Genomic DNA, 26,964 nt, shown 5'->3' with positions numbered 1-26,964 from the left:
CCTCAGCCTTTTTTTGATGTCTATTATTGAGCGACAGCTACTAATTCTACTTCAATGTTTCCTTGCGTTGCTTTTGAGTATGGGCAAACGCCGTGTGCTTTATGAACAAGTTCATCAAGTGCAGATTGCTCAATTCCAGTTCCTTTTACTTCTAATTTGACACCTAATTTGAAACCGCCGTCTGAACTGTCTTTGACTAAGCTTACATGTGCCGTTACTTCGCTTTCAAAACGGATACGCTCTTGTCTTGCGACCATTTGAAGGGCTGAATCAAAACATGCAGAATAGCCCGCTGCGAATAATTGCTCTGGATTCGTTGCTTTCTCAAGCTTTTTCGCTCTTGGCGTTCCTGGCATTGCTACATCATGCTCTAGTACACCATCTGTTGAAACAACCTTACCTTCTCTTCCTCCTACAGCTGATACCGTTGCAGTAAATAAAACTTCTGACATGAATATAACCCTCTTTCGCTCTATTAATATTTTCTACAATTGAATTGTACACAATTTAAATTCGAGAGTCAATGAAAAACACTCACTTTCATCTTTCCTCCATTTTTTATTTTTATGAATGTGCAACCTACGATGATTGAAGCGGTCAATAAAAAAAGCCCTTTAAAAAGGGCTTTTTAGATCGTGATATGCTGCGGATTCGGTTTTTCTAGCGTATGATTTCTGTTATCGGGGTCGGCATTAGGTGATGTGATCCATAATGCCAAGATCGTGATGCTTGTACAGACGACTGCCCATTTTTTAAAATTCATATAAACAATCCCCTCTCTGAATATAGATACGAGCATGTTCCGCTTCCCCATAGAACATGGAAGATTTTTCATAATCCTCCATTTCATTATAATACTTTGCGGTGTCTAAAGCCAGCTCTTCTATATCTGGATATGCATAGGAAGATTCTAAAAAATGGAAAATCCGTTTAATATGCTCTGCATCCTGCCGTAAGTACAACGCTTCTAAAAAAATAGTTTTCTGAATATGAATGTCATCCTGCAGAGCTTCTGCTCGTTTCATACATTCTTCTCTGTAATATAATGCTTCATTGTTTTTACCTTGTTTGTATAAGATCTGAGCGGCTGTATAAAGAGGGTCTATCGATCGACGAAGATGATCAGATTGGTTTTGATCAAATAATGAGATGGATTCTTTCATTAAGTCGAGTGCGCGGTTCAAGTCTCCCATTCTGTAATAGCTGTTGCCCATATTAAACAAAGAAGAAGCAATAAAACGCACATTCTGAAAGTCTCTTGACCTTGCAAGTGCTCTTTCGAGATGTGGCAATGCCTTTTCATGCCTTCTCATATCATCATAATTACCAGCTACAATAAATTCACACTGAATGGTACGAAGCGCATATAGTTCGTGCTGAATATAAACATCCAGCGCTAGTTTGGCATGGTGCATCGAAATGTGTGTTTGTTTCATGTGATAATATATTTCTGACATTTTAAAATGAAATTCTGCACGTTCAATATCGTCTGATACAAAAGAAAGCTTGTGCTCTGCCTTTTGATAGGACGATATGGCAGCAATGTACTCTCTCCGGCCAAACTCATACATGCCTCTGAAGAAATGATAGTAATATTCAAGCATGCCTGTAACATGCGTTTGATGCTCATCTATTTCTTTCGAAAGCTCGGAAAAGTTGGCGCGAAGCTTTCCTTCCTTTAATGGCTTTAAATAATCGAGCATGACCTCATGCCTGAATTCCATTAAAGAAAAATAGAGAAGCAAATTCTGATCTTCTTCCATTGAATCAAGAGAGGTGCGAATTTCCTGCTTTAACTGTTCTGCTTGTTCTGAATCAAATCTGCGGATTAATTCATACCACTTGTTGATTTTCACTCCAATATCCGAAGAGGGAATGATTTTCGCCATACGTTGCCTTCTCCAATCTTCTCAAAATATAAAACATTACCATATTTTATCATACTTGACCGGAGAAATACAAAAATGAAAGGAAAAAGAGAGCCTTGTGCGATAAGACTCTCTTTTTGGATTGGTTATTCTCTTATTTGTCCTTGACCACGAATGACAAATTTTTCAGAGGTTAAGGCTGGCAGACCCATTGGTCCTCTAGCATGCAACTTTTGTGTACTAATGCCGATTTCCGCTCCGTAGCCAAATTCAAAGCCATCTGTAAACCGGGTGGATGCATTATGATACACAGCGGCAGCATCAACGGCTGTTAAGAAAAGTGCCGCATGCTGCTCGTTTTCCGTAATGATCGCTTCAGAATGCTTAGAGCTATACGTTTGAATATGCTGTATCGCCTCTTCCATGGTCTTTACGATTTTGATGCTGACAATCGGTGCTAAAAATTCCGTTTCAAAGTCAGTGGCCTTAGCTAATGTGGCACTCGGTGCCAGTGCACATACTGCTTCATCGCCCCGTATCTCTACATCATGTGTATGAAGTGCTTCAAAGAGCGAAGCGCCATGTTCCTTTGCCCATGTTTCATGAATGACAATGCTCTCAATGGCATTACAAACAGATGGTCTTTGTGTTTTCGCATTCAGAACAATTTGTTCAGCCATTTCTTTTTTGGCTGTTTCATCAATGTAAATATGACAATTCCCTGCACCCGTTTCAAGTACTGGAACCGTAGACTCTCTCACAACAAGGTCAATTAAATGTTTCCCGCCGCGTGGAATCAGGACATCTAGATAGTCATTTAAAGTGAACAGGGTTTTAGCCGTTTCACGGCCTGTATCTTCAATCAGTTGTACACTGTCTACTGGAATATCCGTTGGTTGCAGCGCTTTATGAATCACTTTCACAATCGCTTTATTACTATGGATGGCCGATGAACTTCCTCGAAGAATCACAGCATTTCCAGTTTTCAAGCAAAGAGTGGCCGCATCGACTGTCACGTTTGGTCTTGCTTCGTAAATCATACCAACCGTTCCAAGAGGTACACGTACTTTTTCAATGAAAAGCCCGTTTTCTTTTTGAATGGTTTCTAATGTTTCACCAATTGGGTCTTTGAGCTGAATGAGTTGATGCGTAGCGTCTGCAATCGCTTCAATTCTCTCTTCTGTTAATGTAATTCTGTCGATCACAGATGGCGTGAACTCTTTGTCTATAGCCGCCTGAACGTCCTTTTGGTTCTCGGCAATTAAATAAGCTGAAGATGCTTTTAATGCTTTTGCAATAGCGTCTAATGCAGCATTCTTTTGTTCAGTCGTTTTTAATAGCAGCTGATCTTTGGCTGAGCTTGCCTTTTTTGCTTTTTCTAGAACTTCATTCATCGTTTTCCCTCCTCAGTTTTGTACGTGCTGAACCCAGTGATCTCGGTGAATGACTTCAGGTTTTTCATGAGAAAGCTCATGACTTCGCATCCCTTTGATGCCAAGAAGCTCATCAGAATCATACAATGTTTGTCCTTTACCGACTAATCCGTTTGGACCAATGACTTCGACGACCTCTCCTTTAGAAAATTCACCAGCTACATCAATGACACCAGCTGGAAGAAGACTTCTTCCATTATGCAAAATCGCCGCCTCTGCCCCCGCATCAATCATGATCTTCCCAGAGACTGGTGAGTGGAATTGAATCCATTGGCGACGGTTATTAACTGATGATAAGTCTTGTTCACCAATATATGTGCCGTCCCCTTGACCAGCGAGAATGTGAAGAAGCTTGTCTTCTCCTGCACCTGTGCCAATGAAGACTTTGACGCCAAGAGAGAGAGCTGTTTGTGCAGCTGAAAGCTTAGATTTCATCCCGCCTGTTCCAACCTTTGAACCCGTACTCTTCGCATATGAGAACAATTCATCTGAAATGTGAGTCAGCACATCAAACCGCTTCGCATCAGGATTCTCACTTGGATTGGCATCATAAATTCCGTTGATATCTGTTAAAATGATCAATTGGTCTGCATGAATTAAGCCACTGACCAGTGCTGATAACATGTCATTATCACCAAAGGTAAGCTCCTCGATGGACACAGAGTCATTTTCATTAATGATCGGTAAAATTTTTCTTTCGAGCAGTTCCATCATCGTTGCGTAAGCATTTCGATATCTTGTACGATCTGAAAAGTCATTACGTGTTAAAAGCATTTGTGCAGGCGTCATCTGAAACTGTGAAAATAGTTCTGTATATTTCTGCATTAACAAGCCTTGACCAACGGCAGCAGCAGCCTGCTTCCCTTTTAAGGTCACAGGTCTTGACGGATATCCTAAACTGCCAAATCCCGCCGCAACGGCACCTGACGAAATGAGAATGATTTCATGCCCTGCCTCTTTTAGCTTTGCGATGGCTTTGACATGATCCTGCATTTTTTGTTCATCAATGGCTCCCTTTTGCTCTGTTAATGAACTGCTACCAATTTTTATGACGATCCTTTGCTTTTTCATCATTGATTCCCTCCGCTATACCTTTCACCACATAAAAAATCCCTTTTTCTCCTTATGTAAAGGACGAAAAAGGGATTTTCCGTGGTACCACCTTCATTGAATAAGCATACGTATGCTTATTCCACTCAACTCCTGTAACGCCAGGCATGCGCTTAGATTTTTCCTCTAAGGCTCAAAGGGTAGGTTCAGCAGCTGTCTGCGGCAAATGTTTCAGCATGTCATTTGCTCTCTTTACACAGCAGGTCCTGCTTACTATTCCTTCTCAACGCTCGTTAATTTTTTTATATTATCACCAATTGCTTCAGAAAAGTCAAGCGGTCAATTAAACACAATCGTTTTATTCTCATGGACAATGATTCGATCTTCTAGATGCCATTTGACAGCTCGGGCAAGCACGCTGCGCTCAATCGTGCGGCCAATATTTTTTAATGCCTCTGCATCATCTCTATGATCTACCCGCTCAATATCCTGTTCAATGATTGGTCCTTCGTCTAAATCATTGGTGACATAATGGGAAGTCGCACCAATTAATTTGACTCCCCGCTCGTATGCCCGCTTGTATGGGTTTGCACCGATAAACGCTGGCAGGAAGGAATGATGAATATTAATGATTTTGTTTGGGTGCTGTTCAATAAAGGCTGGCGTTAAAATTTGCATGTATCTCGCAAGAACAATCGCATCAATATCATATTCTTCTAATAATGCAAGCTGCTGTTTTTCTGCATCTTGACGAATGTCTTTATTTGCCTTCACAAAATGGAATGGAATGCCGAGTGCTTCGACTGTATCTTTTGCCGTTTCATGATTGCTGATGACAACCGCTATTTCAGCCATTAAATTACCGCTTTGCCATTCCCATAAAAGTTCATGTAAACAATGAAGCTCTTTAGATACAAAGATTGCCAGCTTTTTCAAATCACTTGCCCGTGACATGCTCCACGTCATGTGAAATGATTGCGCAATCGGCTCAAAGCTGCTTTTCAATTGATGTAAGTTGGCCGAGATGTCTTTCCAATCAAATTCAATTCTTAAAAAGAACCGGCCGCTCTCATGATCTGTTGTGTATTGACTAGATTCAATGATATTTGCTCCATGTTCAAATAAAAAAGTAGAAACAGCTGACACAATACCAGGCTGATCCGGACAGCTGACTAAAAGCCTGCCTTTTTGCTCATGCTTTTGTCTGTGTAATTCAAGTTTCTCTGTAATCAATGTTCTCATGTGTTATGACCTCATTTACGTTTTTCATTCTAATGAAATATTATACTGGACTGGAAAGAGAAAAAGCAATTCAGAGTCGTATTTTTTATTGAATATTCATTCAATTCTGCACCTGGCGTGCTATAATATGAATAGACCTTTTATCACAAAAGGAGTGATGGAGATGAAAAGCATGACTTTGTTTGGTAAAGTGAGCTTTTGGCTCGGCATCGTATTTCTCATCACGGGCATTTATCTATTTATGACCGGAGAAAGACTCATTCCTTTGCTTACATTTGGTGTATGTTTTCTGCTTGTGAGTCAGCTTTACCGCAAAAATGAAAACGATTCCAATCATCATTCGATGTAGCAAAAAGGCTGGCACATGTTTGCCAGCCTTTTCTTATTCAATGATTTTTAACCCGACCGCTGCTGATAAAATCAGTGCGATAAAGAAAATACGTTTTGCGTCTTTCGACTCACCATAAAACAGCATCCCAACAATCGCTCCTCCAGCTGCTCCGATTCCTGTCCAAATCGCATACGCCGTTCCCATCGGAATGGTATTCATCGCAAGAGACAGCATCAGAAAGGATAGCGAAAATCCAGCTGCTATGAAGAAAATCCATTTGACATGGCGATCTTTCTGGAATTGATTCATCATGGTGACACAAAGCATTTCTAAGATGCCTGCCCCAATGAGTAAAAGCCAGCTCACGATTCAGCCTCCCCTTTCTTTTCACCTGTGGTCAATTTGAGTCCTAATACACCGCTTAAAAGGACCATGATTAAAAGTAATTTCACTAGCTGTACCGGCTCACCCATGACCATACCTACTATGACCGTACCTGCTGTCCCAAGTCCGGTGAAAACGGCGTAAAGTGTGCCAACTGGAAGGACAGTCGTGGCTTTCAGGAGTAAATAAAAGCTGACGACAATACAAACGATGGTTGCACTCCATTCCAATATAGAGCCAGCATATTTCAACCCCATCACCCAGCCGACTTCAAATACGGCTGCAATCAAAACATTTCCCCATTTCATTCGATCTCTTCCTTTCTTACCGATTCCAAGCAACAAAAAAAGCCCGGAAATCGATCATTTGATCAAATCTCCCGGGCTTTTATCCCTCCGTGTCCATACGGCCTATTCTCAGAGGACCCTATGTGTTTTCTCTCGGTCCAGACTGCGCTGCCGCACGGAACCCTAGAAAACCAATTCATGATAAGCAAATCTAGCGTAGAGCAGATTCTGTATAAAAAAGTGTATCACACCCTAATATGCCGGTCTACCACTTTGCTTTTCCCCTGCAAATATACTTGTTCATTTTCCGAAAGAAAGTGGATGAAAGCGAAGTATACTAAATGTTAGAAAGAGGAACGAGCACATCACTGATATAATAAAACAAGAGGTGGATCAAATGATGATGACCGACGAACAAAAACACGAATTTTATCAAGCACTTGTTGATAAGAATCCGCAATATGACGGCACGTTCTTTGCAGGTATTAAAACAACCGGCATCTTCTGTCATGCCACATGTACTGCTAGAAAACCAAAATATGAAAACTGCGAGTTTTTCTTTACAGCAGAGGAGGCTCTGCTTGCAGGGTATCGGCCGTGTAAGCGATGCACGCCTTTGACATATCCTAACAGCATTCCAGAAGAAGTCAAAACACTTGTATCAGCAGTTGAAGAGAGTCCTGAGAAACGATGGAAAGAAGAAGATTTTCGCCAATTAGGGATTCACTCTGCAACAGCTCGGAGAAAATTTAAAGAAATCTATGGAATGACCTTTGTTCAATATGCTAGATCACGCCGAATGGGGCTAGCGTTTAAAGAGATTCTGAACGGAAAAAAAGTCATAGATCAGCAAGTCACCTTCGGTTACGAGTCTTCCAGTGCCTTCAATGATGCCTTTACGAAAATCATGGGAAATCCACCCAAAAAGGCGCAAGTCAATATTTTGCATGCGAATTTTATTTCTACTCCGATTGGGCGGATGATTAGCATTTCAGATGCAACCCATGTGTATTTGCTTGAATTTATGGACAGGCGAGGATTAGAAAGAGAAATTGAGAACATCAGAAAAAAACATCATGCCCGTATTTTAGTTGGAGAAACAAACGTCCATCAGCAATTAGCAAAGGAATTGGCCTTATATTTTGAAAAGAAACTCACGCAGTTTACTGTGCCAATTTCTATACATGGCACCCCTTTTCAAAAAAGGGTATGGGATCTTCTATTACAGATTCCACCAGGCGAAACGAGATCGTATCGAGATCTTGCCATCATGCTTGGCGATCCCCATTTGGTTCGGGCAGTTGGAAATGCAAATGGTGCTAATCAGTTGGCCATCATCATTCCTTGTCACCGAGTCATTCAAACAAGCGGTGAACTTGGCGGATATGGCGGGGGAATCGAACGAAAGAAATATTTACTTCAGTTAGAACAGCGTATATAAAAGAAAAAGCGGCTCTCTTTATTGTTCAAGTGAGCCGCTTTTTCCATCACGAGTAACACTGTAAACATCAATAATTTGATCCCATTTTGAAATGGTTTTTTCTTTTTTCATCCCCATTTTCATTGCGACCTTGACTGACGCTTCATTGTCAGGGCGAATTAAGCTGACCATTCGCCTCACCTTCATTTCATCAAAACCATACGCAAGACAGCCTTTTGCAGCCTCAACAGCATATGCTTTTCCCCATGCGGATCTCTTTAGCATATAGCCAATTTCAAGCTCTGTTTGTCCTTCGACGTTTTGGAGAACAATTCCGCTTTGTCCAAGTGGTTCTTTCGTTTCTTTTTCTTCAATGATCCACAGGGATGTATGGTACGTGCGGTCATTCTTTTGATTCCAAGCAATCCACTCTTTTGTCTGCTTTTCATCCTTTAGTGAAGGATAATACTTCATGACCTCTTCATCTTGGAACAGCTTTTCATATAAAAAAGGCGCATCGTCTTCATCCATTGTTCTCAGTCTGAGGCGCTCTGTTTCAAGCACGATCCGTGTTTGATGTGCCATTTTTTATCCCCCCTGCTTACTTGCTAAAAATATCCCCGAACAACCCATTTGAATCTGGGGCAAAGTAATGGAAGCCCGCACCCGTTAAACTAGCTGCTAATACGGTCCACATGATTAAACTGACCGTCATCCACACAGCGACTTGTTTTCTTTTCGTACCGAAGCTCATACACATAAAAGCCGCTAAATGACTGCCAATAATAAAAGGACCAATAAGTGCCAGACCAGGGAGACCATACCGTTCCCAAACCTTTCTGGCTTTCAGCTGTTTTTTCTCTCCTTTTTCATCATGTTTCTCCTCTTTCCTCTTCAGCCACCACGCTTTAAATCGGTCCACGAAGACGATGAGTAGCAAGACGGTAAGAAAGTTGCCGACGAATCCAATAACTGCCGTTGTCACAGGATGTAGACCACTTAAAATCGCCAGCGGAACGACACCAACCACTTCAAAGAAAGGTAAAGCAGCCAATATAAAAACGAGTACATACCCCCATACAATATCCAATTACAGAACCCCTTTTCATTTTTGTCCTCTTCTCATTGTAAAGAAAAATGTGATCCCATATCTACATTTTTTTAGAAAAAGAAAAGCACATCGCAAGTGATGTGCTCCAGATTGTTGACAAAGGGCTAAAATGTTGTTTATTTTAGCCCTTTGTCTTCTTTTCAGCGTGATAGAAAACCTTTGAAGTCTAGGAAGGACGAGTACTGGCGCGGAGCGAATTTGACATTCGTGAGCACCAGCACGCAGGACTGACAAAGAATGCGAGGGTTTGTCTACGCGCTGAAGCACATCGCAAGAGATGTGCTCTATTTACATTAAATGTTCATTTTTCTTGTTTGTTTTCCGTAAAAAAGCGATTGTGAGCAAGACTAAAATGACAATGGATACCAGACTTGTGAAAAGAAGCATCAGAGGTGATGTCCATCCAAGCCATTCGAATAGGAGTTGCGGTCCAAAGAAGATCAGCGGAATGAGCGACATCATATTCGCCTTTAATATGGCATTCAATAAGACAATACACAGCAGCAACAGAAGAATGACGCCCCATCTTTGGCTCGAGGTCAGCACAAGTAAAGGAGTACCAAGTTTTTGGTCCAATAATTTCACTGTGATCAAGGCTGTCATCTGAAAAACACCTAATATCCAAAAGTAAAAGAATGCCCTCCTGCTTGTTTGAAAGGCAGAAGCTCTAAACATCACAATGGTCATGATCACATTGGCCACTATGATGAGCGGATAACCAATGAGTGCATACCAAGAATACGATAAACTTTGACTGATGGCATCTGCTAACATCATGTAAAAAAGAGATCCAATTAAAAAAGCACTGACAAACGGAACCCAGTCTTTATGATTTCTAGAAAGCTCTTTCGCTAGCTCATCAGCAAAGCCCCGTGGATCTCCGCCAAATACATCTTCCCCTGTTTTCCCATCTTTCTCAGCTTCGACAGCGTGTGTCGTTAATTCATCCATCACTTCGTCGATCTCGTCCTGATTTTTCCCTTTTGATATGAGATAGAGTTGCAGCTCTAATAAGATGTGTCTCGTTTCTTTTGTTACCATCTTCTCACTTCCCTTTATGTAATAATCGCTCTACATTCCCTGACAGCTCATTCCATCGCATGGTAAAATCCGTCAGCGCTTCTTCGCCTCTTTGTGTGAGCGTATAGTATTTTCTTTTCGGCCCACTCGCCGATACTTTTGTGGACGTATGAACCAGCTGTTCTTTTTGCATGCGCAGCAAGATCGGATAAATACTGCCTTCACTAATTTGATCAAACCCATAGTGCGCAAGCTTCTTTGTCATTTCATACCCATAAATTTCACCTTCAGAAATAATCGACAGCAGGCATCCCTCTAAAATTCCTTTTAGCATTTGTGTTGATTGTGTCATCATCGATCCTCCGCTTTCAGTACCTTGCATGACAAGATAGTTTGATCTTACCACACACTATCTTGCCATGCAAGATACCGACTCAGAAAAAAATCACCGCTTAAAGGGTGATTTTTACGCCCAAGGCTTATCCGTCCCAAGTGCGTCAGCCAAAGCTTTACTATGCTTTCGGCGGCTTTTTCTTTCCTCTGCCCGCTGCTTCGCTGTTTGATGAAGCATGATTTCTTCCTCTGTTTCCGGCATGACTTGTGGAACTCGTTTTGGCTTCCCGTTTTCATCAAGCGAGACAAATGTAAGAAATGAAGTTGCTGCGAGTCTGCGCTCTCCAGACATCAAGTTTTCCTTAATGACTTTGACGAATACTTCCATAGAAGATGTGCCGACCCATGTCACATAAGATTCTAAGCAGACGGACTCTTTCTGTCCAATCGGCTCTAAAAAATCAACTGAATCCATTGATGCGGTGACTGTTTCACTACGGCTGTGTCTTGCTGCCGAGATGGAAGCAATGTCATCTATATAACTCATTAATTTCCCGCCAAATAACGTTTGGTGGTTATTCGTATCAAGGGGGAATACCCTGCTGGTTTTCACAACTTTCGATTCCTTGCAGTATTTGAAATTTTCTTCACTCATCGTCATAGCTCCTTCTTGCTGTTTTCGTTGATGCGGAACGACTTTTATTAAACACTATTCTATTAGGTTTGTCTAAACTTTTTGCTTTAGTCTCTCATGAGAGATTTTCTTTCGGAAATGTTTCAACATTTACTAGAAGGAGGAATAATATAACTATCGATAAACAAGGAGGCCCTTTGATGGATTCTATGAAATCAGAGAAAGTGTACAAAACGCCGCAATGTATGAGTGAATATGATGATTTACAAGAAGTCCTCTTATGCAGTCCAATTTATATGGAAATTAAACAGATCATCAATGAAACCCAAAAGCATTTTGCAAGAGAAAATATTTCTCAAATCAAAGCCCTCACGCAGCATAAGCAATTCATCCAAACGCTGAAAAACCATCATGTCCGGCCTGTCCTTCTTCCTGCAAATGAACGTTTCCCTGAACAAGTCTTCACTCGGGATATTGGATTTACAATTGGACAGACTTTATTTGTTTCAAACATGGCAGCCCCTGTCAGACAAGGAGAAGAACATTCCTTAACAGAATGGGCACAAACAAAAGGATGGACAACCGTTACGCTGGATGCTGGAACGATTGAAGGCGGCGATGTGCTTGTAGACCAAACCCGGGTATTTGTGGGGGTCAGCAAAAGAACAAATCTAGCCGCCATCCAGCAGCTCAAAAAAGAACTGCCGAATTACGACATCATTCCTATTCATCTTCCTTCTCACATTTTGCATCTTGATTGTGTGATGAATATTCTTTCTCATCATGAGATATTGATTTACCCTGAAGCTTTTACGGAAAAGGATCTTCATATGCTCAAAAAGCATTATGATCTCATTGAAATAAGTGAGCAAGAGCAGTTCACACTTGGACCAAATGTTTTGTCCACTGGTCAGAAAAAAGTCATCAGCTTACCAATCAACCAGGAAACAAATGCTGCATTAACAGCCCGCGGCTACACCGTCATTGAAGTGGATTTTTCAGAAATCATTAAATCCGGCGGCTCTTTTAGATGCTGTACATTACCTATTAGGCGTTCATAAAAGCCAAAAAGCCAGCTTGTTTACTCGCTGGCTTTTTAAACGCTTGTCTTCTTCCCTCTATCTATTTCCTATCATATAAATGACAGGCCACTTCATGTCCTTCTTCGACTGCTTGTAATACTGGCTTTTTGTCCGCACATACATCCATTGCAGCAGGACATCTTGTCCGAAATACGCAGCCGCTTGGCGGATTCACTGGACTTGGAATTTCTCCCTTTAAAATAAACCGCTTGCGTTTATCTTCCACATCAGGATCTGGAATCGGGATAGCAGACAGCAATGCTTGTGTATATGGATGAAGCGGTGTTTTATATAAAGCATCACTGCTCGTCATTTCCACGAGATGTCCTAAGTACATGACACCAATTCGATCGCTGATATATTTGACCATCGATAAATCATGGGCAATAAATAAAAACGTCAATCCTTCTTCTTTTTGCAGTTTTTTCAGCAAATTCACGACCTGAGCTTGAACGGATACATCTAGTGCAGAAATCGGCTCATCTGCCACAATAAACTTTGGCGATAAGGCTAGTGCTCTAGCAATCCCTATTCTTTGCCTCTGTCCTCCGCTGAATTCATGAGGATAACGTGTAGCAAAATCATGACTTAGCCCCACCGCTTCAAGCAGTTCCTTCACACGTGCGAGCCTTTTCTTTTGACTGCCATACAATTGGTGGATCTCCATCGGTTCCAGCATAATATCTTTTACAGAGAGCCTAGGATTTAAAGAAGAATACGGATCTTGAAACACCATTTGAATTTGCCTATTGAAATCAAATGATTCTCGGTTCGATAAGTGATGGAGACTTTTCCCTTCATACAAAGCTTCACCTTCTGTCGGGTCATAAAGCCGCATAAGCACTTTTCCAAGTGTCGATTTACCGCAGCCTGACTCACCAACAAGACCAAAGGTTTCGCCTTGTTTCAGCTGAAAGGTGACACCATCTAATGCTTTTAACGTTCTTCCTTTCGATAGATGAAAATGCTTTTTTAAGTTGTTGACTTGCAGAAGTGGTTCACTTCCCATCACATCTCCCCCTCTCAGCTTTCAAATACCGCCTTGTTCCTGCCCATTCCTGTTCATATGAAGTACCAGAAAGAGAAAGAAGTTCAATCTGTCTGCCCGTTTTAGGCGAGTGAAGCATCATGCCATCTCCAGCATACATCCCTACATGGCGAACAGCTCCCTTCCCATTGTCATTGGCAAAAAACATGAGATCACCTGGCGCCAAATGGTTTGATGCGACTGGAGTTCCTTGAACTGCTTGGTCACTTGCGTCTCTCGGTAATAAACATCCACACGCTTTGTACATGCTGTAAACAAAACCTGAACAGTCGTAGCCATAGCTGCTCATGCCGCCCCACAAATATGACAGTCCAATAAATTGTTTTCCTATGGCTAAGGCATCCTTACCGCTCATTGAAGAAGGGGATGAAGCGCGGCGCACATCTTCTTTTTTGATTTCTCTTCTTCCTACTGGAGTCAGAACATCAAAGGAATCGCTTGTTTCTTCAACAGGTGCTAGTTCTGTTAAAAAACTAACCTCCATATCCGGTGCTCCGTTTTGATATAAAACCGCTTTTTTCTGACAAACAATCAAGGGACTAGCAGGTGGTTCACTCTCTGATACTTCTTTTAATTGCTCTACAGGGATATAACCTGGGTAGCCTTGCGGGTGTTTCCGGCTTGCCTGCTGCGGGATGACAACTTTCATCCAGCCATCTGTCTCCTCCAGCCCAATGACTCGTTCGCCAAGCAGTACTTGGGTTTGAATAAGGTTTTCCTCACATAAGGCCAATTTCTGTTCATATGTTTGCTGATCAATCCACTCTTCGATCTGGATGGAACTTTGAAGAACGCGTCGATCTATTTCTCTCGGCGACTGTGGTGCTGTCCATATATTTGCGACTGGAACCTTTGATTCATATAACATCATAAGACCCCTTTCACTCCTAGAATGCCTAACCCATGATGCGGCGGAAAGAGAATATTTTTTCCTTGATAGACAATTCCTCCGTCTATTAAGTCTTCTTTGAGCATAAGCGGCGCATCAAAATCATAACGGGTAATATTCGGCTGACTTGCAGCAAGATGAGCAGCTGCGGTAATCCCTAGTTTTGACTCGATCATACTGCCAACCATGCACTTGACGCCGTATGCTTCTGCTAAACTATTGATTTTCAGCGCTTTTTTGATACCGCCTGTTTTCATTAATTTTAAGTTGATGAGATCACAGCTTCTCGTTTCTAACACCTTGATGGCATCATGGAGGCTAAAAATACTTTCATCTGCCATAATCAATGTGTCTGTCGCTTCCGTCACCCGGCGCAGACCCTCGATGTCTTCTTTAGGCACTGGCTGCTCGACTAGTTCAATATTGAGCGCCTCCATTTTTTGAATGGCCACAATCGCTTCCTTCCATGTCCAGCCTTGGTTGGCGTCAAGCCTGATTTGAATATCCGGCCCGACTTTTTCTCGAATCCGCTTGATCCGCTGAATATCCGTATTTATATCATCTTTTCCCACTTTGATCTTTAAGGTGCGAAAGCCTTCAGCTGCATATTGCTTCGCATCCTCTGCCATTTCTAGCGGACGGTTGACACTGACCGTGTAATCCGTTTCCAGCTGATCACGATAACCGCCAAGATATTGATAAAGCGGCAGGCCAGCCTGCTTTGCTAAACCATCGTAAATCGCCATATCTATTGCAGCCTTTGCACTCGTGTTTCCTACAAGTACACGGTCGATCGCTGAAAAGATTTGTTCATATTGTGACAATGAGGCTCCAATCAAGATCGGCCTCATCACAGCGCAAATAGCATAGTCGATACTTTCCAGTGTTTCACCTGTAATGACCGATGTCGGTACTGCCTCTCCATAACTGATATCACCTTGATCATAGGTGATGATCACAATAAGAGATGCGGCGTCATATACCGTTCTTAATGCTGTTTTGAAAGGCTTCTTTAGCGGTACACTCGTTCTGCATGTGCGAACATCTACGATTTTCATTTGATCGCCTCTTTTGCTGCAACACCAGGAGAAATATGCAGTTTTTTCTCTGTAGCATCTAATGTAGCCTGCACACCGATTGGAATGGCGAAGTTTGGAGATGAATGACCGATCCGAAAGCCGCCAAGTGCAGGTTTCTGTTGCGGGACAATATACGTCTCCCATAGCTGATCGAGCGTTAACGACTGCTCTTTCTTTTTCGGCTCACATTGATGAAAATCACCAATGATAAATCCAGCCGCATCATGTAATTTTCCTGCAGATGCTAAGTGCTGCATCATTCGATCGATTTTATATGGTTCTTCGTCAATATCTTCTATCAATAAAAGCTTCCCCTTTGTATCAATTTCAAAAGGTGTACCAAGTGTCGTGACGATAAGGGCAAGATTTCCTCCGGTGATTTCGCCTGAAGCCGTGCCATGATAAAAAGTGTGAAGAGGTGACAGGTGGTTCGTATACGAAAAGGCTTTCGGAGTGAATAGCTGTAAAAAGGTATCTTTTGTATACGGATGAACCTCCTCAAGTCCCACATCAGAGGAGAGCATTGGACCATGAAAGGTCACAAGACCCGTCTGCTGCTGAATCGCTGTATGTAAAAACGTAATATCACTGTATCCCCAAAAGATTTTTGGGTTCCGGCGAATGAGGTCATAATCAATGGCTTCTGCAATTCTTCCTGTTCCGTAACCTCCGCAAGCACAAATCACTGCCTTCACGTCAGGATCTTGAAACATGTGATGAATATCTTCCACTCGTTCATGATCATGACCTGCTAAATAACCATACCGGGAGTCGATATACTTCCCCTTTTTCACCTTTAGCCCTAAGCTTTCTAAAAAAGAAATACCTCTTGCTAATTTCAGCTCATCAGGCGGGCTTGCTGGTGCAATGATTCCCACTGTATCCCCTGTTTGAAGTGCCACTGGCAAATGGTTCATGCCAATCCCCTCTTTCTTTTCGTTTCTTTCAATCTATGGGTATCTTCTTTATAACATGAACGAATAAAGGAACAGACGCTTTTTTCAAAGCGTCCCGTTCTCTCATTTTTTTCAATTACTCTCCATCTACCTGTGCCCATTTCAAATCAATGTAACCAACAGGATGACGAACAATGCCCTTTACGCCTTCTTTTTGTAAATAGACTTGGTTATAAAAATGAATGGGAATGATCGGTGCTTCTTCCATCAGAAGTGCCTCGGCATCATGCAGCATACGATTTCTCTTTTGTTCATCTGCTTCTTGGCTCGCCTTTTTGATCAGCTGATCATACGTATCATTTGACCAGCCTGTCCGGTTCATCGCATTTCCTGTTTGGAAGCTCTCTAAGAAATTGATTGGGTCTGCATAGTCAGCTAGAAATGAACTTTGCGAGAATTGGAATTTGAGTGCCTTTTGATCTTCTGCAAACACATTTGCTTCCATGTTTGCAAGCTTCACGTCTACCCCTAGCGCTTCTTTTAATTGCTGCTGAATGGCTTCTGCTTTTTTCTTATTTTCAGGCTTTGTACTATATGTTAATGTGACGGCCGGCAGCTTTGAATAGTTCTCTTCTTTCAACCCTTTTTCTAATAGTTTTACGGCTTCACTCGTATCATGTTTGACAAGGTCGCCGCCAGTTTCTCTGAAATCTTCACCCTTTGAATCTAAAATTCCTGGTGAAACGAAGGCACGTGCTGGCTTTTCTTCATTTTTCGTCACATACTCTACAATATCCTGAGGATTGATCGCCATTTGAAAGGCTTTGCGAATGTTCTTATTTTGAAAAGGCTCCATGTTGACATTCAGGCGATAAAAAAACAGCCCTGCTTGATCCTCAATTTGCACATCTTTACTTTTTAACAGGTCTTCACTTTGTTCTGCCGGAACGAAGGCCATATCTAAATCTCCTGATTGATACATTTGATAATCTGTGTTTCGATCACTGATCATGAGCCATTTCACTTGATCTAGCTTGACCGTTTGTTTGTCCCAATACGTGTCACTTTTTTCCATTGTAAAGCTTTCATCATGCTTCCACTCTGTCAGCTTAAACGGTCCATTGCCGACAAAGGTTTTCGCATCCTTGGCCCAGTTCGGGTCCTTTTCCGCTACCTTCTCATTCACTGGGAAAAAGGCAGGGTTTGCCGTCATATTTAAGAAAGATTTCTGCGGGTATGCTAGCTTGACCTCTAGCGTTTGATCATTAACAGCCTTGACTTTTACATCTTCTTTCTTCCCTTTTCCGCTGTTAAACGCTTCGCCCCCTTCAATCATATAAGCTAAGAATGCCGCAGAAGAGCCCGTCTTTGGATCTAGCAGCCGCTTCCACGCATATTCAAAGTCACTTGCTTTGACTGGATCACCATTTGACCACTTAATCCCATCCCTTAAATGGAACGTGTACGTTTTTCCATCCTTTGAAATGTCCCATTTTTCCGCCATGGCAGCAGATGGTTCGTGCTTCTCATTCAGTCTTGTTAATCCTTCCATTAAGTTATTGAGCCCTTGCCAGGACACATTATTAAAACCAATGGGTGGATCAAATGATGTCGGTTCGTTTTCGTTATTTAATGTTAAAATTTTCTCTTCACCCTTGCTTGAAGATCCTTTGCCTGCTTGCTCATTAGCTGTACATCCTGCAAGCAGCATCACTGCGATAAAGCACATACTGAGAATCCAACCTGTTTTTCTCATGAAAAACTCCCCCTTTGTGTTGAAGTTAAAACCATTTGCTTCGCTCGTTCATCTTGGAGCCAGCAATGTACTGCATGTGTAGGTGAACGCTGCGTTTCATGCGGCATGATATGATCACACACTTTCATCGCAGACGGGCATCGATCGGTATATGGACATCCTTTTGGCGGGGCAAATAAATCAGGCGGGCTTCCTTCAATAGGAATGAGTTCATCTTTCATATCCAGCCTTGGAACGGATTGCAGCAGCCCTTTTGTATAGGGATGCTGTGGACTGTAAAAGATATCTCGCCTTGTCCCGACTTCGACGATTTTCCCCCCGTACATGACGGCCACTCGATCAGCGACTTGTGCTACAACCCCTAGGTCATGTGTGATTAAAATAATCGTCACGCCTGTTTTTTTCTGAATCTCTTTAAATAGTTCTAAAATTTGCGCCTGTATGGTGACATCTAGTGCAGTTGTCGGTTCATCTGCAATCAGCACCTTCGGCTCACAAATAAGAGCCATTGCAATCATGAGCCGCTGCCTCATGCCGCCGCTGAATTGATGCGGATATTGCTTCAGCCTCTCTTTCGGCTGCGGAATCCCCACCAAATCAAGCATACGAAGCGCCTCTTCTTTCACTTCTTTTTTTGTCAGATTCTGATGCACTTTTGCAGCCTCCATCAGCTGATCTCCAATTGTCAGCGTCGGGTTGAGTGCCGTCATAGGATCTTGAAAAATCATGGAGATATCGACACCACGTATGCTGCGCATGTCTTTTTCAGATAATGACAGCAAGTTGCGATCACGAAACCAAATTTCCCCTTGATCGACTTGTGCGCTGTATGCAGGGAGAAGCCTCATGATACTTTGAGACGTCACACTTTTTCCGCAGCCTGATTCTCCGACAATGGCGAGGGTTTCTTTTTCATACACATCCACATTCACCCCGCGTACCGCTTGAACAGAACCGCCATATGTCCGAAAGCTAACATGCAGATCGATAATCCGAAGCATTTTTTTCATCACGCCATCACCTCTTCATCTTCGGATCAAGCGCATCTTGCAAGCCATCACCTAAATTATTAAAGCAAAACATCGTCAGCGAAATAAAAAATGCCGGAAAGAATAAACGCCACCAGTGACCATTGTCTGACAGCACTGTCGGCAAGGCATCATTGGCCATCACACCCCAGCTTGCAAACGGCGCTTGAATGCCTAAACCGAGAAAACTTAAGAATGCTTCAGCAAAAATCGCTGTCGGTACAGTTAGCGTCATCTGGACAATAATCGGTCCCATCGTATTCGGCAGTAAATTTCTGCGGATGATGCGCAAACTTTTTGCGCCAAAGGTTTTCGAGGCAAGGACATATTCTTGGCTTTTCAGCTGAAGGACTTGACCTCTCACGATTCTTGCCATCCCGATCCAGCCTGTGACAGTGAGCGCCACAATAATAGTGACAAGCCCTGGCCCCATCAGAACCATCAATAAAATGACGACGAGTAAATACGGCAGACCGTAAAGCACCTCGACGATCCGCATCATGACATGGTCATACTTCCCGCCTTTATATCCTGCAATACCGCCATAGATGACACCGATTGCAAAATCAATGAGAGCGGCCATCACGCCCACAAATAATGAAATGCGTGCGCCGTACCAAGTACGTGTAAACACATCACGTCCAAGCTCATCTGTTCCAAACCAGTGAGCAGCTGACGGCGGCAAGTTTTGCATAGAAAGCCGCTGTTCTGTCACACTGTTTGGCGCAAGGAGTGGACCTAATACAGCCATGACAAAAAGAAAAATCAGCACCGATAAACTAAACATAGCGAGTTTATTTTGTTTTAACCGTCGCCAAGTATCTGCCCAATACGAAAGTGAGGGTCTTTTAATGGCATGGACTTCAGATTTCTTTTGCTCTTTAGGAGCAAACCATTCATCTGGCACTTCATGCGCTTGATTCGTTTGATCATGCTGAAGGTGTATACTCATGCCTTTCCTCCTTTCTGATGCAGCTGGATCCTTGGATCAAGCAGACGATATGTCACATCTACAATGAAAAGAAGGGTAATTAAGATGATGCTGTAAAAAACAGTGGTTCCCATGATGACAGGATAGTCACGGTTATTAATACTCTCGACAAAGTATTTTCCCATTCCAGGGATCGCAAAGATTTTTTCAATCACAAAACTGCCTGTTAAAATACTTGCGACAAGTGTGCCAAGGATCGTGACAACAGGTAAAAGTGCATTCCGCAGGGCATGTTTAAACACAATTTTATAAGGGGAAAGTCCTTTCGCTTTTGCAGTTCGAATATAGTCCTGCGACAGCACTTCAATCATGCTCGATCTCGTTAACCGGGCAATGATCGCCATTGGACCTACCGCCAGTGCAATGGTAGGAAGCACCATATGCATTGGACTTGTCCACATCGCTGTAGGAAAGAGCTTTACATTCACAGCAAGCTGCTGAATTAATAAGGTAGCAAAGATAAAGTTTGGTATGGATATACCGAAAACAGCAATCGTCATGGCGATATAATCAATCAAGCCATTATGCCGGAGGGCAGCCATGATTCCGAGCAAGATACCGGAGATGACAGCAATCAAAATAGAGATAAGACCAAGTTCTAATGAGACTGGAAAACCTCTCGCCAATAAATCATTGACACTTTCAGAAGGCTTTTTAATGGAAGGACCAAAATCAAAAGTAACGATGGATTTTAAATAGATCATATATTGAACATAGAGTGGTTCGTCTAAGTGATAGTAGCTTTCGAGGTTTCGCTGAACAGTTTCGTTTGTATTTCGTTCTTCATTGAAGGGCGATCCTGGGATGACCTTCATTAAAATAAACGTTAAAGTTGTGATGGTTAAAATCGTGGCAATCATGGCAATCAAACGCTTGAGCAAAAAGCTGGCCATCTGCTGTCTCCCCCTCGCTTAACAAAATGTTGTACGTGCGGCAAGCTCTGTCATGACAAGCATGGCTTGGTAGGCTTCTAATATATTCTCTGCTTGGTACGTCACCGTTGTTGTCCCTTCGATGATGGCCGTACCCGGCATTAAATTCGCCCATTCGGCTTGTCCATAATTGGCAAACTCGATTTTCAGCACTGGCTGCTCAGGAGGCGTGAGCGGCTTCATTTGATGAATTTTTTTCATGGCAGCTTCCACTTGCTGCGAGATGAGGGTGCTCACTTTCGCTGGTGTTAAGCATTTCACAGCAGATCTTGAAATGGTTTCTTTCACCGCCACTGTTTTCACGCCAGGCATTAACTTTTCTGCTTCAAGTGCCGCTTGATCGTCTCCGCATACAAGAATGACCGGAACACCATAATAGCCTGCGACATACGCATTAAAGCCCATTTCACCAATCGGATGATCATTTATGTAAAAATGTCTGACACCAAAAATCATACTGTGAGACATCACACCTTTCATTGATGCCCTTGCATGATAGCCTAAAAAAACAGCGGCATCATACGTTTGATCTAATCCTTGAACCATTGAATAAGGCTTTACATCACCTGATATGAGAGATGCTTCCTCATGCAATTCTTCAATCAACAGATTATTCATTTTAGAATGGCTATCATTCACTAAAATATCGGTCGCCCCATGTGTAAGAAGAGCTTCTACACAGGCGTTCACTTCACCTGTCATGATTTTTCTCCCGCGCTCATAATTGTGCTGGCGGCTATCAACAAATGTATGATCAGCTAGACCAGTAATTCCCTCCATATCGACTGATAAATAGAGCTTCATCCCCATCCCCCTTTAATTAAACTTAAAATTTGTGTATATTTTTCTAAATTTTCTAAAAAATTATATGAGAACTTGATTGATTTTTCAATACAATGTCTGAAAATAAGGAAATTAGACTCAGGTAATACAGGTCAAAAGCATTGATGCGAAAGGATTTATTTTACAGAAAAAACACCACTAGCTATGTCTTTAGTGGTGTTTGTCTGCTTCATGGATTTGCGATTTTAGCTGCGCATATTTTTTCATCGTTTGTGTAAACAAGTCATCGAACATTTGCGGTGCCTGCTGCTGAATGACTGCAGCACCCTCTCCTGTAATCCCGCCTTTTGTTGCGACCCTGTTCACCGTTTCAGCAAATGTCAGTCCGCGTTCAACAAGAACCTGACCTGTTCCTAGCAGTGCATACGTTAAAAATTCATAGGCTTCTTCTAAAGAAAGCTCACTATTCCGTACAGCTGCTCTCGCCATTTCTTCAAAGATCGCTGCAATAAAGCCCGGGGAAGAACTTGTCAAATTACTCGCCGCATCAAACCGGTCCTCCTCCACTTCCCTGACGATACTAAAAGCTGAAAGCAGGCGGTGGAGCCGTTCTTGCGCCTCCTGTCCGGCCTTTTCCCCATGCGCCACAAGAGATACACCCGTGCCTACGGCTGATGTCAAAGTGGGAATGTATCTAGAAACCGGCTGATTCGTATGCTGCATTAATTTGTCTAACGTGACAGCCGCTGCCACTGATACAATATGGAGAGATTTCTTTGCGGGGCTCAGCTGATCTAAGACATCAAGTACAGCAAGCGGTGGTACACAAACAAACACGACATCACATGATGCAGAGATGTCATCTAACGAACAAATGTTTACATGCTGGTTCTTCTCTTTCAGCTGTTGCAGCCGATCCGTTTCACTTCTTGTATGGATCATAAACTGACTGGCAAGAAGTACTCCTTTGTCCAGCCATTTTTGTACCATCATATCTGCCATGCTTCCATATCCAATGATTCCAATAGTCTCCAAAGTTTAATCTCCTCTATTTTGCTTAGATTCACTACTTATTTTAACAATTTCCCACAATGTTTTCATTTTTATCCCACACTTTTTTCTTACGATAAAGTCAGTATCCACCACATACAGTCAAACACCTTGAACACATACATGTAAAAATCGATGAAAGAGAGTGATCTTGATGACACAACACAAAGATGAAAAACACACTTCTTATGAATTACAAACGATTGAACAGCCGAAAAAAAAGCAGAAGAAGCCAAGTGGCTGGTTGAAGCCATTTGTCAGCGGGATTGTAGGCGGTACGTTAGCGTTAGGTGTTTACGTTCTGACTCCATATGCTCAGCATTCAGAAAATAGTTCAACTGATTCGTCAACGAAAACAGCAGCTGTATCGACAAATGATACAAGTACAAATTCGTCAAAAACAACAGCGTCACAAACATCCAATTCGACCAGCAGTATTTCCAGTATGGTTGAAAACGTATCACCAGCCATTGTCGGCATTACAAACTATCAAACTCAAAGTCAAACAACCACAGATTTTGGCGATATGAACACACCGTTTGATGAATCACAGCAAAATCAAAACAGCAGCAGTCAAGAGCAAGAAAGCGGTACCGGATCAGGGGTTATTTTCAAAAAATCCGGCAGTAAAGCCTATGTATTAACAAATAACCATGTGATTGAAGGAGCAAGTAAATTAACAGTCTCCTTGCATAATGGCAAGACGGTGGAAGGTGAAGTGGTCGGTTCTGACCCGCTGACTGATCTTGCCGTCGTGGAAATTAGCAGCAGTGGCGTTACAAAAGTCGCTGAACTTGGAGACTCCTCATCTCTTCGTGCAGGAGAAACCGTCATCGCGATCGGAAACCCGCTTGGTGAAGATTTATCAAGAACAGTCACGCAAGGAATTGTCAGCGGTGTCGATCGAACAGTTTCTATGGATACCTCAGCTGGCGAAAGCAGTATTAATGTCATTCAAACAGATGCCGCCATTAACCCCGGCAACAGCGGTGGACCGCTTTTAACAACAGACGGAAAGGTTGTGGGGATCACCAGTATGAAAATTTCTGAAACAGGTGTGGAAGGTATCGGGTTTGCTCTCCCAATCAATGATGTCAAACCAATTGCTGAGCAGCTACTCACAAAAGGAAAAATCGAACGACCTTATATCGGTATCAGCATGCTGGATCTCGAACAAGTACCAGATGCTTATCAGAAGGAAACGCTTGGACTGACAAGCAGTCAGTTGGATAAAGGCGTATACGTAAAAGAAGTCGCCGCTGGCTCCCCTGCTGCAAAAGCTGGATTAAAGGCAGAAGATATCATCACCGCTATTAATGGTAAAAAAGTGACAACCGGCAGTGAATTACGCCACGAACTTTACACGAATGCAAAAGTAGGAGATACCGTCAGCATCACACTCGTTCGTAATGGAAAAGAAGAAACAAAACAAGTGACATTAACACAATCTGAATCAAAGCAAGTCAGCTCTTAACGAAAAAAGCAGCTCAATTTTTATGAGCTGCTTCAGATTGTTGACAAAGGGCTAAAATGAATTGATTTTAGCCCTTTGTCTTCCTTTCAGCGTGATAGAAAACCTTTGCAGTCTAGGAAGGACGAGTACTGGAGCGAATTTGATATTCGTGAGCACCAGCACACAGGACTGACACCGAATGCGAGGGTTTGTCTACACGCTGAGCAGCTCAATTTTCATGAGCTGCTTTTTTCATGTTCATTTGATTGGGGCTAATCTTTGTTCAATTTCTGCTCGTTTGTGCTCTAAAAACGGCGGAAGTGCTAATTGATCACCGAGCTCATCCACGCTTTCATCCACTGTAAATCCAGGACCGTCTGTTGAGATTTCAAACAAAATGCCGTTTGGTTCTCTAAAATATAGGGCTTTAAAATAAAAACGTTCTACGACACCAGAGTTGGTGAAACCAGCTTTGGCTATTTTATCATGCCATTTTTCAAGCTCTTCTGCGTCCGCTACACGAAAGGCTACGTGATGAACACTCCCTCTGCCAGATCGCTCAACAGGTCCTTCTGCTTTTTCAATGACATGAATCTCTGTGCCAGCTCCGCCTTGTCCTGATTCAAAAATCGTCACGATTTCACCATCATTTGATTGTTCTCGTGCTTTTTCTGTGAAACCAAGAATGCTCGTTAACACACTGATCGTTTTATCTGCTTCTGCGACTGTTAATTCTACTGGTCCCAAGCCTCTGATCGCAAAATCAGCAGGAATCTCATCATGCACTGGCGGCTTCGCTCCATCTTGCACGCTTGGTTCTACAGTCAAAAATAACTGCTGTCCTTCTGGATCTGTAAATTTCAAGGCAGGTCTGCCGCCTCTTAAAGAAGCTATTTCTTTCTTTACACCTTTTTCTTCAAAGCGCTTTTCCCAAAAGGCGAGTGCCTCTTCTGAAGTGACAATCAGACCTGTGCGCGAGATTGCATTTGTTCCGTCCAGCCGGCGAGCGAGCATCGGTATTTCAAAAAACGTCAGTTCTGTTCCAGGTGAGGCAACCTCATCTCCATAAAATAGATGATACATCGATGGATCATCTTGATTGACTGTTTTCTTCACCAGTTTTAAGCCAAGAATTTGGCGGTAGAAATCAACGTTTTTCTGAGCATTTGCTGTTAGTGCTGATACGTGGTGAATCCCATTTATTTTCATTATGTTCACTCCTATTATAAAATATCTCGAATTCAAGATAATATCCTTATGAATAAAATAGGCCATTTTAGAAGAAAAGTCAACCATTCGGCTGCATCTTTATTGGACGTTCGGCTTTCGCCTATTAAATTAACATTAAATCAAAAATATTCTTTTATTGTTCGTTTTTAAGGTAACATTCATCCTAATATCTCCAATAAACGAACACTTTTAAATACAAATACGAAAATCAGAAAATTTTTTTAATTCTTGTTTTCCTAAAATCGTATTACAATGAACAAAATACATGTCACAGTAACGTACGAAAGTGATGCAGGAGGTCGTGTGTAATGAACAAAGAACAACCAGCGTTAAAACAAGACATCGGCTTATTTTTTGCCCTATCTCTTGTCATCGGAACAATTATTGGATCTGGCGTTTTTATGAAGCCTGGCAACGTCCTTTCTTATTCAGGTAGCTCAGGCATCGCCTTATTCGCTTGGCTGTTAGGCGGGATCTTAACCCTTGCAGGCGGACTGACAGTCGCTGAAATTGGTACACAAATCCCGCGTACTGGCGGTTTATATGCCTATCTTGAAGAAGTGTACGGTGAATTTTGGGGCTACTTATGCGGCTGGGTGCAAATTATTATTTACGGGCCAGCAATTATTGGTGCTCTTGGTCTTTATTTTGGTTCATTATTAGCTAATTTATTTTCCCTTTCTTCTTTATGGGCTACAACGATTGGCATTATCACCGTTCTTTTTTTATGTGTGATCAACATCATGGGAACGAAATACGGCGGTTTTGTCCAAGGACTGACTACGATTGGAAAGCTTGTTCCAATTGCAGCGATTATTGTGTTTGGCTTATGGAAGGGAAATGAACATATCTTCACAGCCGTCAATGAGAGTATCGCTCAGATGAACTTCGGTGCAGCGATTTTGGCGACATTATTCGCCTATGATGGCTGGATTTTGCTTGCAGCGCTTGGCGGTGAAATGAAAAATCCAGAGAAACTACTTCCTCGCGCGATGGCAGGCGGTATTTTAATTGTCACAGCTTGTTATCTCTTTATTAACATTGCCCTTTTGCACGTGTTGCCAGCTGATCAAATCGTTCAACTAGGTGAAAATGCAACAAGCACAGCTGCTACAATGCTCTTTGGTCCCATTGGCGGTAAAATTATTAGTATCGGAATCATCATTAGTATCTTTGGCTGTTTGAATGGAAAGGTTCTTTCGTTCCCGCGTGTCATTTTTGCGATGGCAGAACGAAAACAAATTCCGTTTGCCAAAGCCATTTCACGCATTCACCCTACCTTTCAAACACCTTGGATCGCTGTATTTGTACAGATTTTGATTGCCGTTGTCTTTATGATCGTCAGCAATCCCGAGAAGCTGTCAGAGGTTTCGATTTTTATGATTTACATCTTTTATGTGATGGCCTTTTTCGCTGTCTTTAAGCTAAGAAAACAAAACAGGGGAATGAAGCGCGCTTATAGCGTACCACTTTACCCGCTCACACCGATCATTGCAATTATCGGCTCTTTCTTTGTCTTAATCAGCACCATGATCACCGATTGGCAAAGCTGCCTGATCTCCATGCTGATCGGCATTGCCGGACTGCCGATTTATTACTATATGAAAAAAACACAAAATAAAGCAGAGCGCTAA

At 42.3% G+C, this 26,964-nt stretch carries 29 protein-coding genes, 1 riboswitch and 1 other annotated feature; of the genes, 5 read left to right on the top strand and 24 right to left on the bottom strand.

Features of this window, described 5'->3' with window-relative positions; translation table 11 throughout:
• Positions 1-23: 23 nt before the first annotated feature.
• The 6 genes from NST57_RS06975 to purU all read right to left on the bottom strand — a co-directional run bounded on the left by NST57_RS06975 (position 24) and on the right by purU (position 5,593).
• Positions 24-452: an organic hydroperoxide resistance protein gene (locus tag NST57_RS06975; protein WP_017367099.1), complete on the bottom strand. Its 429-nt coding sequence runs from the start codon at positions 450-452 to the stop codon at positions 24-26.
• A 176-nt stretch (positions 453-628) separates the two neighbouring features.
• Positions 629-763, bottom strand: a complete 135-nt coding sequence (locus tag NST57_RS06970) for a hypothetical protein (RefSeq protein ID WP_008346190.1) — start codon at positions 761-763, stop codon at positions 629-631.
• Entirely contained in the window at positions 753-1,889 is a 1,137-nt protein-coding gene (locus tag NST57_RS06965; RefSeq protein WP_008346192.1) for a response regulator aspartate phosphatase, read from the bottom strand. Before NST57_RS06965 ends, NST57_RS06970 begins: the two co-directional genes overlap by 11 nt.
• 125 nt (positions 1,890-2,014) lie before the next feature.
• Positions 2,015-3,262 carry a glutamate-5-semialdehyde dehydrogenase gene (locus NST57_RS06960; RefSeq protein ID WP_073414285.1) on the bottom strand — a complete coding sequence of 416 codons (1,248 nt, stop codon included), beginning with the start codon at positions 3,260-3,262 and terminating at the stop codon, positions 2,015-2,017.
• A 12-nt stretch (positions 3,263-3,274) separates the two neighbouring features.
• The gene (proB, locus tag NST57_RS06955) at positions 3,275-4,372 is read right to left on the bottom strand and encodes a glutamate 5-kinase (RefSeq protein ID WP_341298311.1); all 1,098 of its coding nucleotides are present in this window, start codon (positions 4,370-4,372) and stop codon (positions 3,275-3,277) included.
• A gap of 56 nt (positions 4,373-4,428) precedes the next feature.
• Positions 4,429-4,647, bottom strand: a binding site (T-box leader).
• Between the two features lie 43 nt (positions 4,648-4,690).
• On the bottom strand, positions 4,691-5,593 hold the full coding sequence (purU, locus tag NST57_RS06950; RefSeq protein ID WP_142154851.1) for a formyltetrahydrofolate deformylase: 903 nt from the start codon (positions 5,591-5,593) through the stop codon (positions 4,691-4,693).
• A 163-nt stretch (positions 5,594-5,756) separates the two neighbouring features.
• Here purU and NST57_RS06945 point away from each other — a divergent pair, with 163 nt between their 5' ends.
• Positions 5,757-5,942, top strand: coding sequence for a hypothetical protein (locus NST57_RS06945; RefSeq protein WP_142154850.1), 186 nt, complete (start codon positions 5,757-5,759; stop codon positions 5,940-5,942).
• 33 nt (positions 5,943-5,975) lie between these two features.
• Here NST57_RS06945 and NST57_RS06940 read toward each other — a convergent pair whose 3' ends face one another.
• Positions 5,976-6,290 (bottom strand): DMT family transporter, encoded by a 315-nt coding sequence (locus tag NST57_RS06940; RefSeq protein ID WP_017367096.1) that lies wholly within the window; start codon positions 6,288-6,290, stop codon positions 5,976-5,978.
• A complete protein-coding gene (locus NST57_RS06935) occupies positions 6,287-6,616 on the bottom strand; it encodes a DMT family transporter (protein WP_024719620.1) in 330 nt (109 codons plus the stop codon). Before NST57_RS06935 ends, NST57_RS06940 begins: the two co-directional genes overlap by 4 nt.
• Positions 6,617-6,682: 66 nt before the next feature.
• Positions 6,683-6,793: riboswitch (guanidine-I (ykkC/yxkD leader) on the bottom strand.
• 199 nt (positions 6,794-6,992) lie between these two features.
• Between NST57_RS06935 and NST57_RS06930 the strand changes: the two genes are divergently transcribed.
• On the top strand, positions 6,993-8,036 hold the full coding sequence (locus NST57_RS06930; protein WP_341298310.1) for a bifunctional transcriptional activator/DNA repair enzyme AdaA: 1,044 nt from the start codon (positions 6,993-6,995) through the stop codon (positions 8,034-8,036).
• Between the two features lie 18 nt (positions 8,037-8,054).
• Here NST57_RS06930 and NST57_RS06925 read toward each other — a convergent pair whose 3' ends face one another.
• From NST57_RS06925 to NST57_RS06905, 5 genes are all read right to left on the bottom strand, one after another.
• Complete coding sequence (locus NST57_RS06925) at positions 8,055-8,600, bottom strand: GNAT family N-acetyltransferase (RefSeq protein ID WP_341298309.1); 546 nt, start codon at positions 8,598-8,600, stop codon at positions 8,055-8,057.
• Between the two features lie 16 nt (positions 8,601-8,616).
• Positions 8,617-9,105, bottom strand: a complete 489-nt coding sequence (locus NST57_RS06920; RefSeq protein WP_142154846.1) for a small multi-drug export protein — start codon at positions 9,103-9,105, stop codon at positions 8,617-8,619.
• A 309-nt stretch (positions 9,106-9,414) separates the two neighbouring features.
• The gene (locus tag NST57_RS06915) at positions 9,415-10,167 is read right to left on the bottom strand and encodes an HAAS domain-containing protein (protein WP_341298308.1); all 753 of its coding nucleotides are present in this window, start codon (positions 10,165-10,167) and stop codon (positions 9,415-9,417) included.
• Between the two features lie 4 nt (positions 10,168-10,171).
• The gene (locus NST57_RS06910) at positions 10,172-10,498 is read right to left on the bottom strand and encodes a PadR family transcriptional regulator (RefSeq protein WP_045034946.1); all 327 of its coding nucleotides are present in this window, start codon (positions 10,496-10,498) and stop codon (positions 10,172-10,174) included.
• Between the two features lie 114 nt (positions 10,499-10,612).
• On the bottom strand, positions 10,613-11,134 hold the full coding sequence (locus NST57_RS06905) for an acyl-CoA thioesterase (protein ID WP_008346212.1): 522 nt from the start codon (positions 11,132-11,134) through the stop codon (positions 10,613-10,615).
• A gap of 179 nt (positions 11,135-11,313) precedes the next feature.
• Here NST57_RS06905 and NST57_RS06900 point away from each other — a divergent pair, with 179 nt between their 5' ends.
• Positions 11,314-12,174: a dimethylarginine dimethylaminohydrolase family protein gene (locus NST57_RS06900; RefSeq protein WP_341298307.1), complete on the top strand. Its 861-nt coding sequence runs from the start codon at positions 11,314-11,316 to the stop codon at positions 12,172-12,174.
• A 61-nt stretch (positions 12,175-12,235) separates the two neighbouring features.
• Here the strand turns inward: NST57_RS06900 and NST57_RS06895 are convergent, their stop codons facing one another.
• From NST57_RS06895 to proG, 10 genes are all read right to left on the bottom strand, one after another.
• Positions 12,236-13,204, bottom strand: coding sequence for an ABC transporter ATP-binding protein (locus tag NST57_RS06895; RefSeq protein ID WP_017367088.1), 969 nt, complete (start codon positions 13,202-13,204; stop codon positions 12,236-12,238).
• Positions 13,194-14,111 (bottom strand): NlpC/P60 family protein, encoded by a 918-nt coding sequence (locus NST57_RS06890; RefSeq protein WP_142154841.1) that lies wholly within the window; start codon positions 14,109-14,111, stop codon positions 13,194-13,196. Before NST57_RS06890 ends, NST57_RS06895 begins: the two co-directional genes overlap by 11 nt.
• Positions 14,111-15,190: an enolase C-terminal domain-like protein gene (locus tag NST57_RS06885; RefSeq protein ID WP_142154840.1), complete on the bottom strand. Its 1,080-nt coding sequence runs from the start codon at positions 15,188-15,190 to the stop codon at positions 14,111-14,113. Before NST57_RS06885 ends, NST57_RS06890 begins: the two co-directional genes overlap by 1 nt.
• Entirely contained in the window at positions 15,187-16,128 is a 942-nt protein-coding gene (locus NST57_RS06880) for a S66 peptidase family protein (RefSeq protein WP_341298306.1), read from the bottom strand. Before NST57_RS06880 ends, NST57_RS06885 begins: the two co-directional genes overlap by 4 nt.
• A gap of 115 nt (positions 16,129-16,243) precedes the next feature.
• Positions 16,244-17,863: a peptide ABC transporter substrate-binding protein gene (locus NST57_RS06875; RefSeq protein ID WP_341298305.1), complete on the bottom strand. Its 1,620-nt coding sequence runs from the start codon at positions 17,861-17,863 to the stop codon at positions 16,244-16,246.
• The gene (locus NST57_RS06870) at positions 17,860-18,873 is read right to left on the bottom strand and encodes an oligopeptide/dipeptide ABC transporter ATP-binding protein (protein WP_142154837.1); all 1,014 of its coding nucleotides are present in this window, start codon (positions 18,871-18,873) and stop codon (positions 17,860-17,862) included. The genes NST57_RS06875 and NST57_RS06870 overlap by 4 nt, the downstream gene beginning before the upstream one ends.
• Positions 18,874-18,880: 7 nt before the next feature.
• Positions 18,881-19,843: an ABC transporter permease gene (locus NST57_RS06865; protein WP_142154836.1), complete on the bottom strand. Its 963-nt coding sequence runs from the start codon at positions 19,841-19,843 to the stop codon at positions 18,881-18,883.
• Positions 19,840-20,775, bottom strand: a complete 936-nt coding sequence (locus NST57_RS06860) for an ABC transporter permease (protein WP_008346233.1) — start codon at positions 20,773-20,775, stop codon at positions 19,840-19,842. The genes NST57_RS06865 and NST57_RS06860 overlap by 4 nt, the downstream gene beginning before the upstream one ends.
• A gap of 18 nt (positions 20,776-20,793) precedes the next feature.
• Positions 20,794-21,618, bottom strand: a complete 825-nt coding sequence (locus NST57_RS06855) for a M55 family metallopeptidase (protein ID WP_142154835.1) — start codon at positions 21,616-21,618, stop codon at positions 20,794-20,796.
• Positions 21,619-21,807: 189 nt separating this feature from the next.
• Positions 21,808-22,632, bottom strand: coding sequence for a pyrroline-5-carboxylate reductase ProG (gene proG / locus NST57_RS06850; RefSeq protein ID WP_341298304.1), 825 nt, complete (start codon positions 22,630-22,632; stop codon positions 21,808-21,810).
• A 169-nt stretch (positions 22,633-22,801) separates the two neighbouring features.
• Between proG and NST57_RS06845 the strand changes: the two genes are divergently transcribed.
• Positions 22,802-24,121 (top strand): S1C family serine protease, encoded by a 1,320-nt coding sequence (locus tag NST57_RS06845; protein ID WP_341298303.1) that lies wholly within the window; start codon positions 22,802-22,804, stop codon positions 24,119-24,121.
• A 237-nt stretch (positions 24,122-24,358) separates the two neighbouring features.
• Here the strand turns inward: NST57_RS06845 and NST57_RS06840 are convergent, their stop codons facing one another.
• On the bottom strand, positions 24,359-25,309 hold the full coding sequence (locus tag NST57_RS06840; RefSeq protein ID WP_142154832.1) for a VOC family protein: 951 nt from the start codon (positions 25,307-25,309) through the stop codon (positions 24,359-24,361).
• 329 nt (positions 25,310-25,638) lie between these two features.
• Between NST57_RS06840 and NST57_RS06835 the strand changes: the two genes are divergently transcribed.
• Positions 25,639-26,964 carry an amino acid permease gene (locus NST57_RS06835; RefSeq protein WP_142154831.1) on the top strand — a complete coding sequence of 442 codons (1,326 nt, stop codon included), beginning with the start codon at positions 25,639-25,641 and terminating at the stop codon, positions 26,962-26,964.

Origin of the sequence: Bacillus sp. FSL M8-0077, from assembly GCF_038050255.1 — a bacterium.
GTDB lineage: Bacteria > Bacillota > Bacilli > Bacillales > Bacillaceae > Bacillus > Bacillus altitudinis.
This window is presented reverse-complemented; position numbering and strand designations above follow the sequence as displayed.

What these genes read in the sequence shown, in the direction of transcription:
- NST57_RS06975 (WP_017367099.1), bottom strand. Translation starts at nt 452, where the DNA reads ATGTCAGAAGTTTTATTTACTGCAACGGTATCAGCTGTAGGAGGAAGA.
- NST57_RS06970 (WP_008346190.1), bottom strand. Translation starts at nt 763, where the DNA reads ATGAATTTTAAAAAATGGGCAGTCGTCTGTACAAGCATCACGATCTTG.
- NST57_RS06965 (WP_008346192.1), bottom strand. Translation starts at nt 1,889, where the DNA reads ATGGCGAAAATCATTCCCTCTTCGGATATTGGAGTGAAAATCAACAAG.
- NST57_RS06960 (WP_073414285.1), bottom strand. Translation starts at nt 3,262, where the DNA reads ATGAATGAAGTTCTAGAAAAAGCAAAAAAGGCAAGCTCAGCCAAAGAT.
- proB (WP_341298311.1), bottom strand. Translation starts at nt 4,372, where the DNA reads ATGAAAAAGCAAAGGATCGTCATAAAAATTGGTAGCAGTTCATTAACA.
- purU (WP_142154851.1), bottom strand. Translation starts at nt 5,593, where the DNA reads ATGAGAACATTGATTACAGAGAAACTTGAATTACACAGACAAAAGCAT.
- NST57_RS06945 (WP_142154850.1), top strand. Translation starts at nt 5,757, where the DNA reads ATGAAAAGCATGACTTTGTTTGGTAAAGTGAGCTTTTGGCTCGGCATC.
- NST57_RS06935 (WP_024719620.1), bottom strand. Translation starts at nt 6,616, where the DNA reads ATGAAATGGGGAAATGTTTTGATTGCAGCCGTATTTGAAGTCGGCTGG.
- NST57_RS06930 (WP_341298310.1), top strand. Translation starts at nt 6,993, where the DNA reads ATGATGATGACCGACGAACAAAAACACGAATTTTATCAAGCACTTGTT.
- NST57_RS06925 (WP_341298309.1), bottom strand. Translation starts at nt 8,600, where the DNA reads ATGGCACATCAAACACGGATCGTGCTTGAAACAGAGCGCCTCAGACTG.
- NST57_RS06915 (WP_341298308.1), bottom strand. Translation starts at nt 10,167, where the DNA reads ATGGTAACAAAAGAAACGAGACACATCTTATTAGAGCTGCAACTCTAT.
- NST57_RS06910 (WP_045034946.1), bottom strand. Translation starts at nt 10,498, where the DNA reads ATGACACAATCAACACAAATGCTAAAAGGAATTTTAGAGGGATGCCTG.
- NST57_RS06905 (WP_008346212.1), bottom strand. Translation starts at nt 11,134, where the DNA reads ATGAGTGAAGAAAATTTCAAATACTGCAAGGAATCGAAAGTTGTGAAA.
- NST57_RS06900 (WP_341298307.1), top strand. Translation starts at nt 11,314, where the DNA reads ATGGATTCTATGAAATCAGAGAAAGTGTACAAAACGCCGCAATGTATG.
- NST57_RS06895 (WP_017367088.1), bottom strand. Translation starts at nt 13,204, where the DNA reads ATGGGAAGTGAACCACTTCTGCAAGTCAACAACTTAAAAAAGCATTTT.
- NST57_RS06890 (WP_142154841.1), bottom strand. Translation starts at nt 14,111, where the DNA reads ATGTTATATGAATCAAAGGTTCCAGTCGCAAATATATGGACAGCACCA.
- NST57_RS06885 (WP_142154840.1), bottom strand. Translation starts at nt 15,190, where the DNA reads ATGAAAATCGTAGATGTTCGCACATGCAGAACGAGTGTACCGCTAAAG.
- NST57_RS06880 (WP_341298306.1), bottom strand. Translation starts at nt 16,128, where the DNA reads ATGAACCATTTGCCAGTGGCACTTCAAACAGGGGATACAGTGGGAATC.
- NST57_RS06875 (WP_341298305.1), bottom strand. Translation starts at nt 17,863, where the DNA reads ATGAGAAAAACAGGTTGGATTCTCAGTATGTGCTTTATCGCAGTGATG.
- NST57_RS06870 (WP_142154837.1), bottom strand. Translation starts at nt 18,873, where the DNA reads ATGAAAAAAATGCTTCGGATTATCGATCTGCATGTTAGCTTTCGGACA.
- NST57_RS06865 (WP_142154836.1), bottom strand. Translation starts at nt 19,843, where the DNA reads ATGAGTATACACCTTCAGCATGATCAAACGAATCAAGCGCATGAAGTG.
- NST57_RS06860 (WP_008346233.1), bottom strand. Translation starts at nt 20,775, where the DNA reads ATGGCCAGCTTTTTGCTCAAGCGTTTGATTGCCATGATTGCCACGATT.
- NST57_RS06855 (WP_142154835.1), bottom strand. Translation starts at nt 21,618, where the DNA reads ATGAAGCTCTATTTATCAGTCGATATGGAGGGAATTACTGGTCTAGCT.
- NST57_RS06845 (WP_341298303.1), top strand. Translation starts at nt 22,802, where the DNA reads ATGACACAACACAAAGATGAAAAACACACTTCTTATGAATTACAAACG.
- NST57_RS06840 (WP_142154832.1), bottom strand. Translation starts at nt 25,309, where the DNA reads ATGAAAATAAATGGGATTCACCACGTATCAGCACTAACAGCAAATGCT.
- NST57_RS06835 (WP_142154831.1), top strand. Translation starts at nt 25,639, where the DNA reads ATGAACAAAGAACAACCAGCGTTAAAACAAGACATCGGCTTATTTTTT.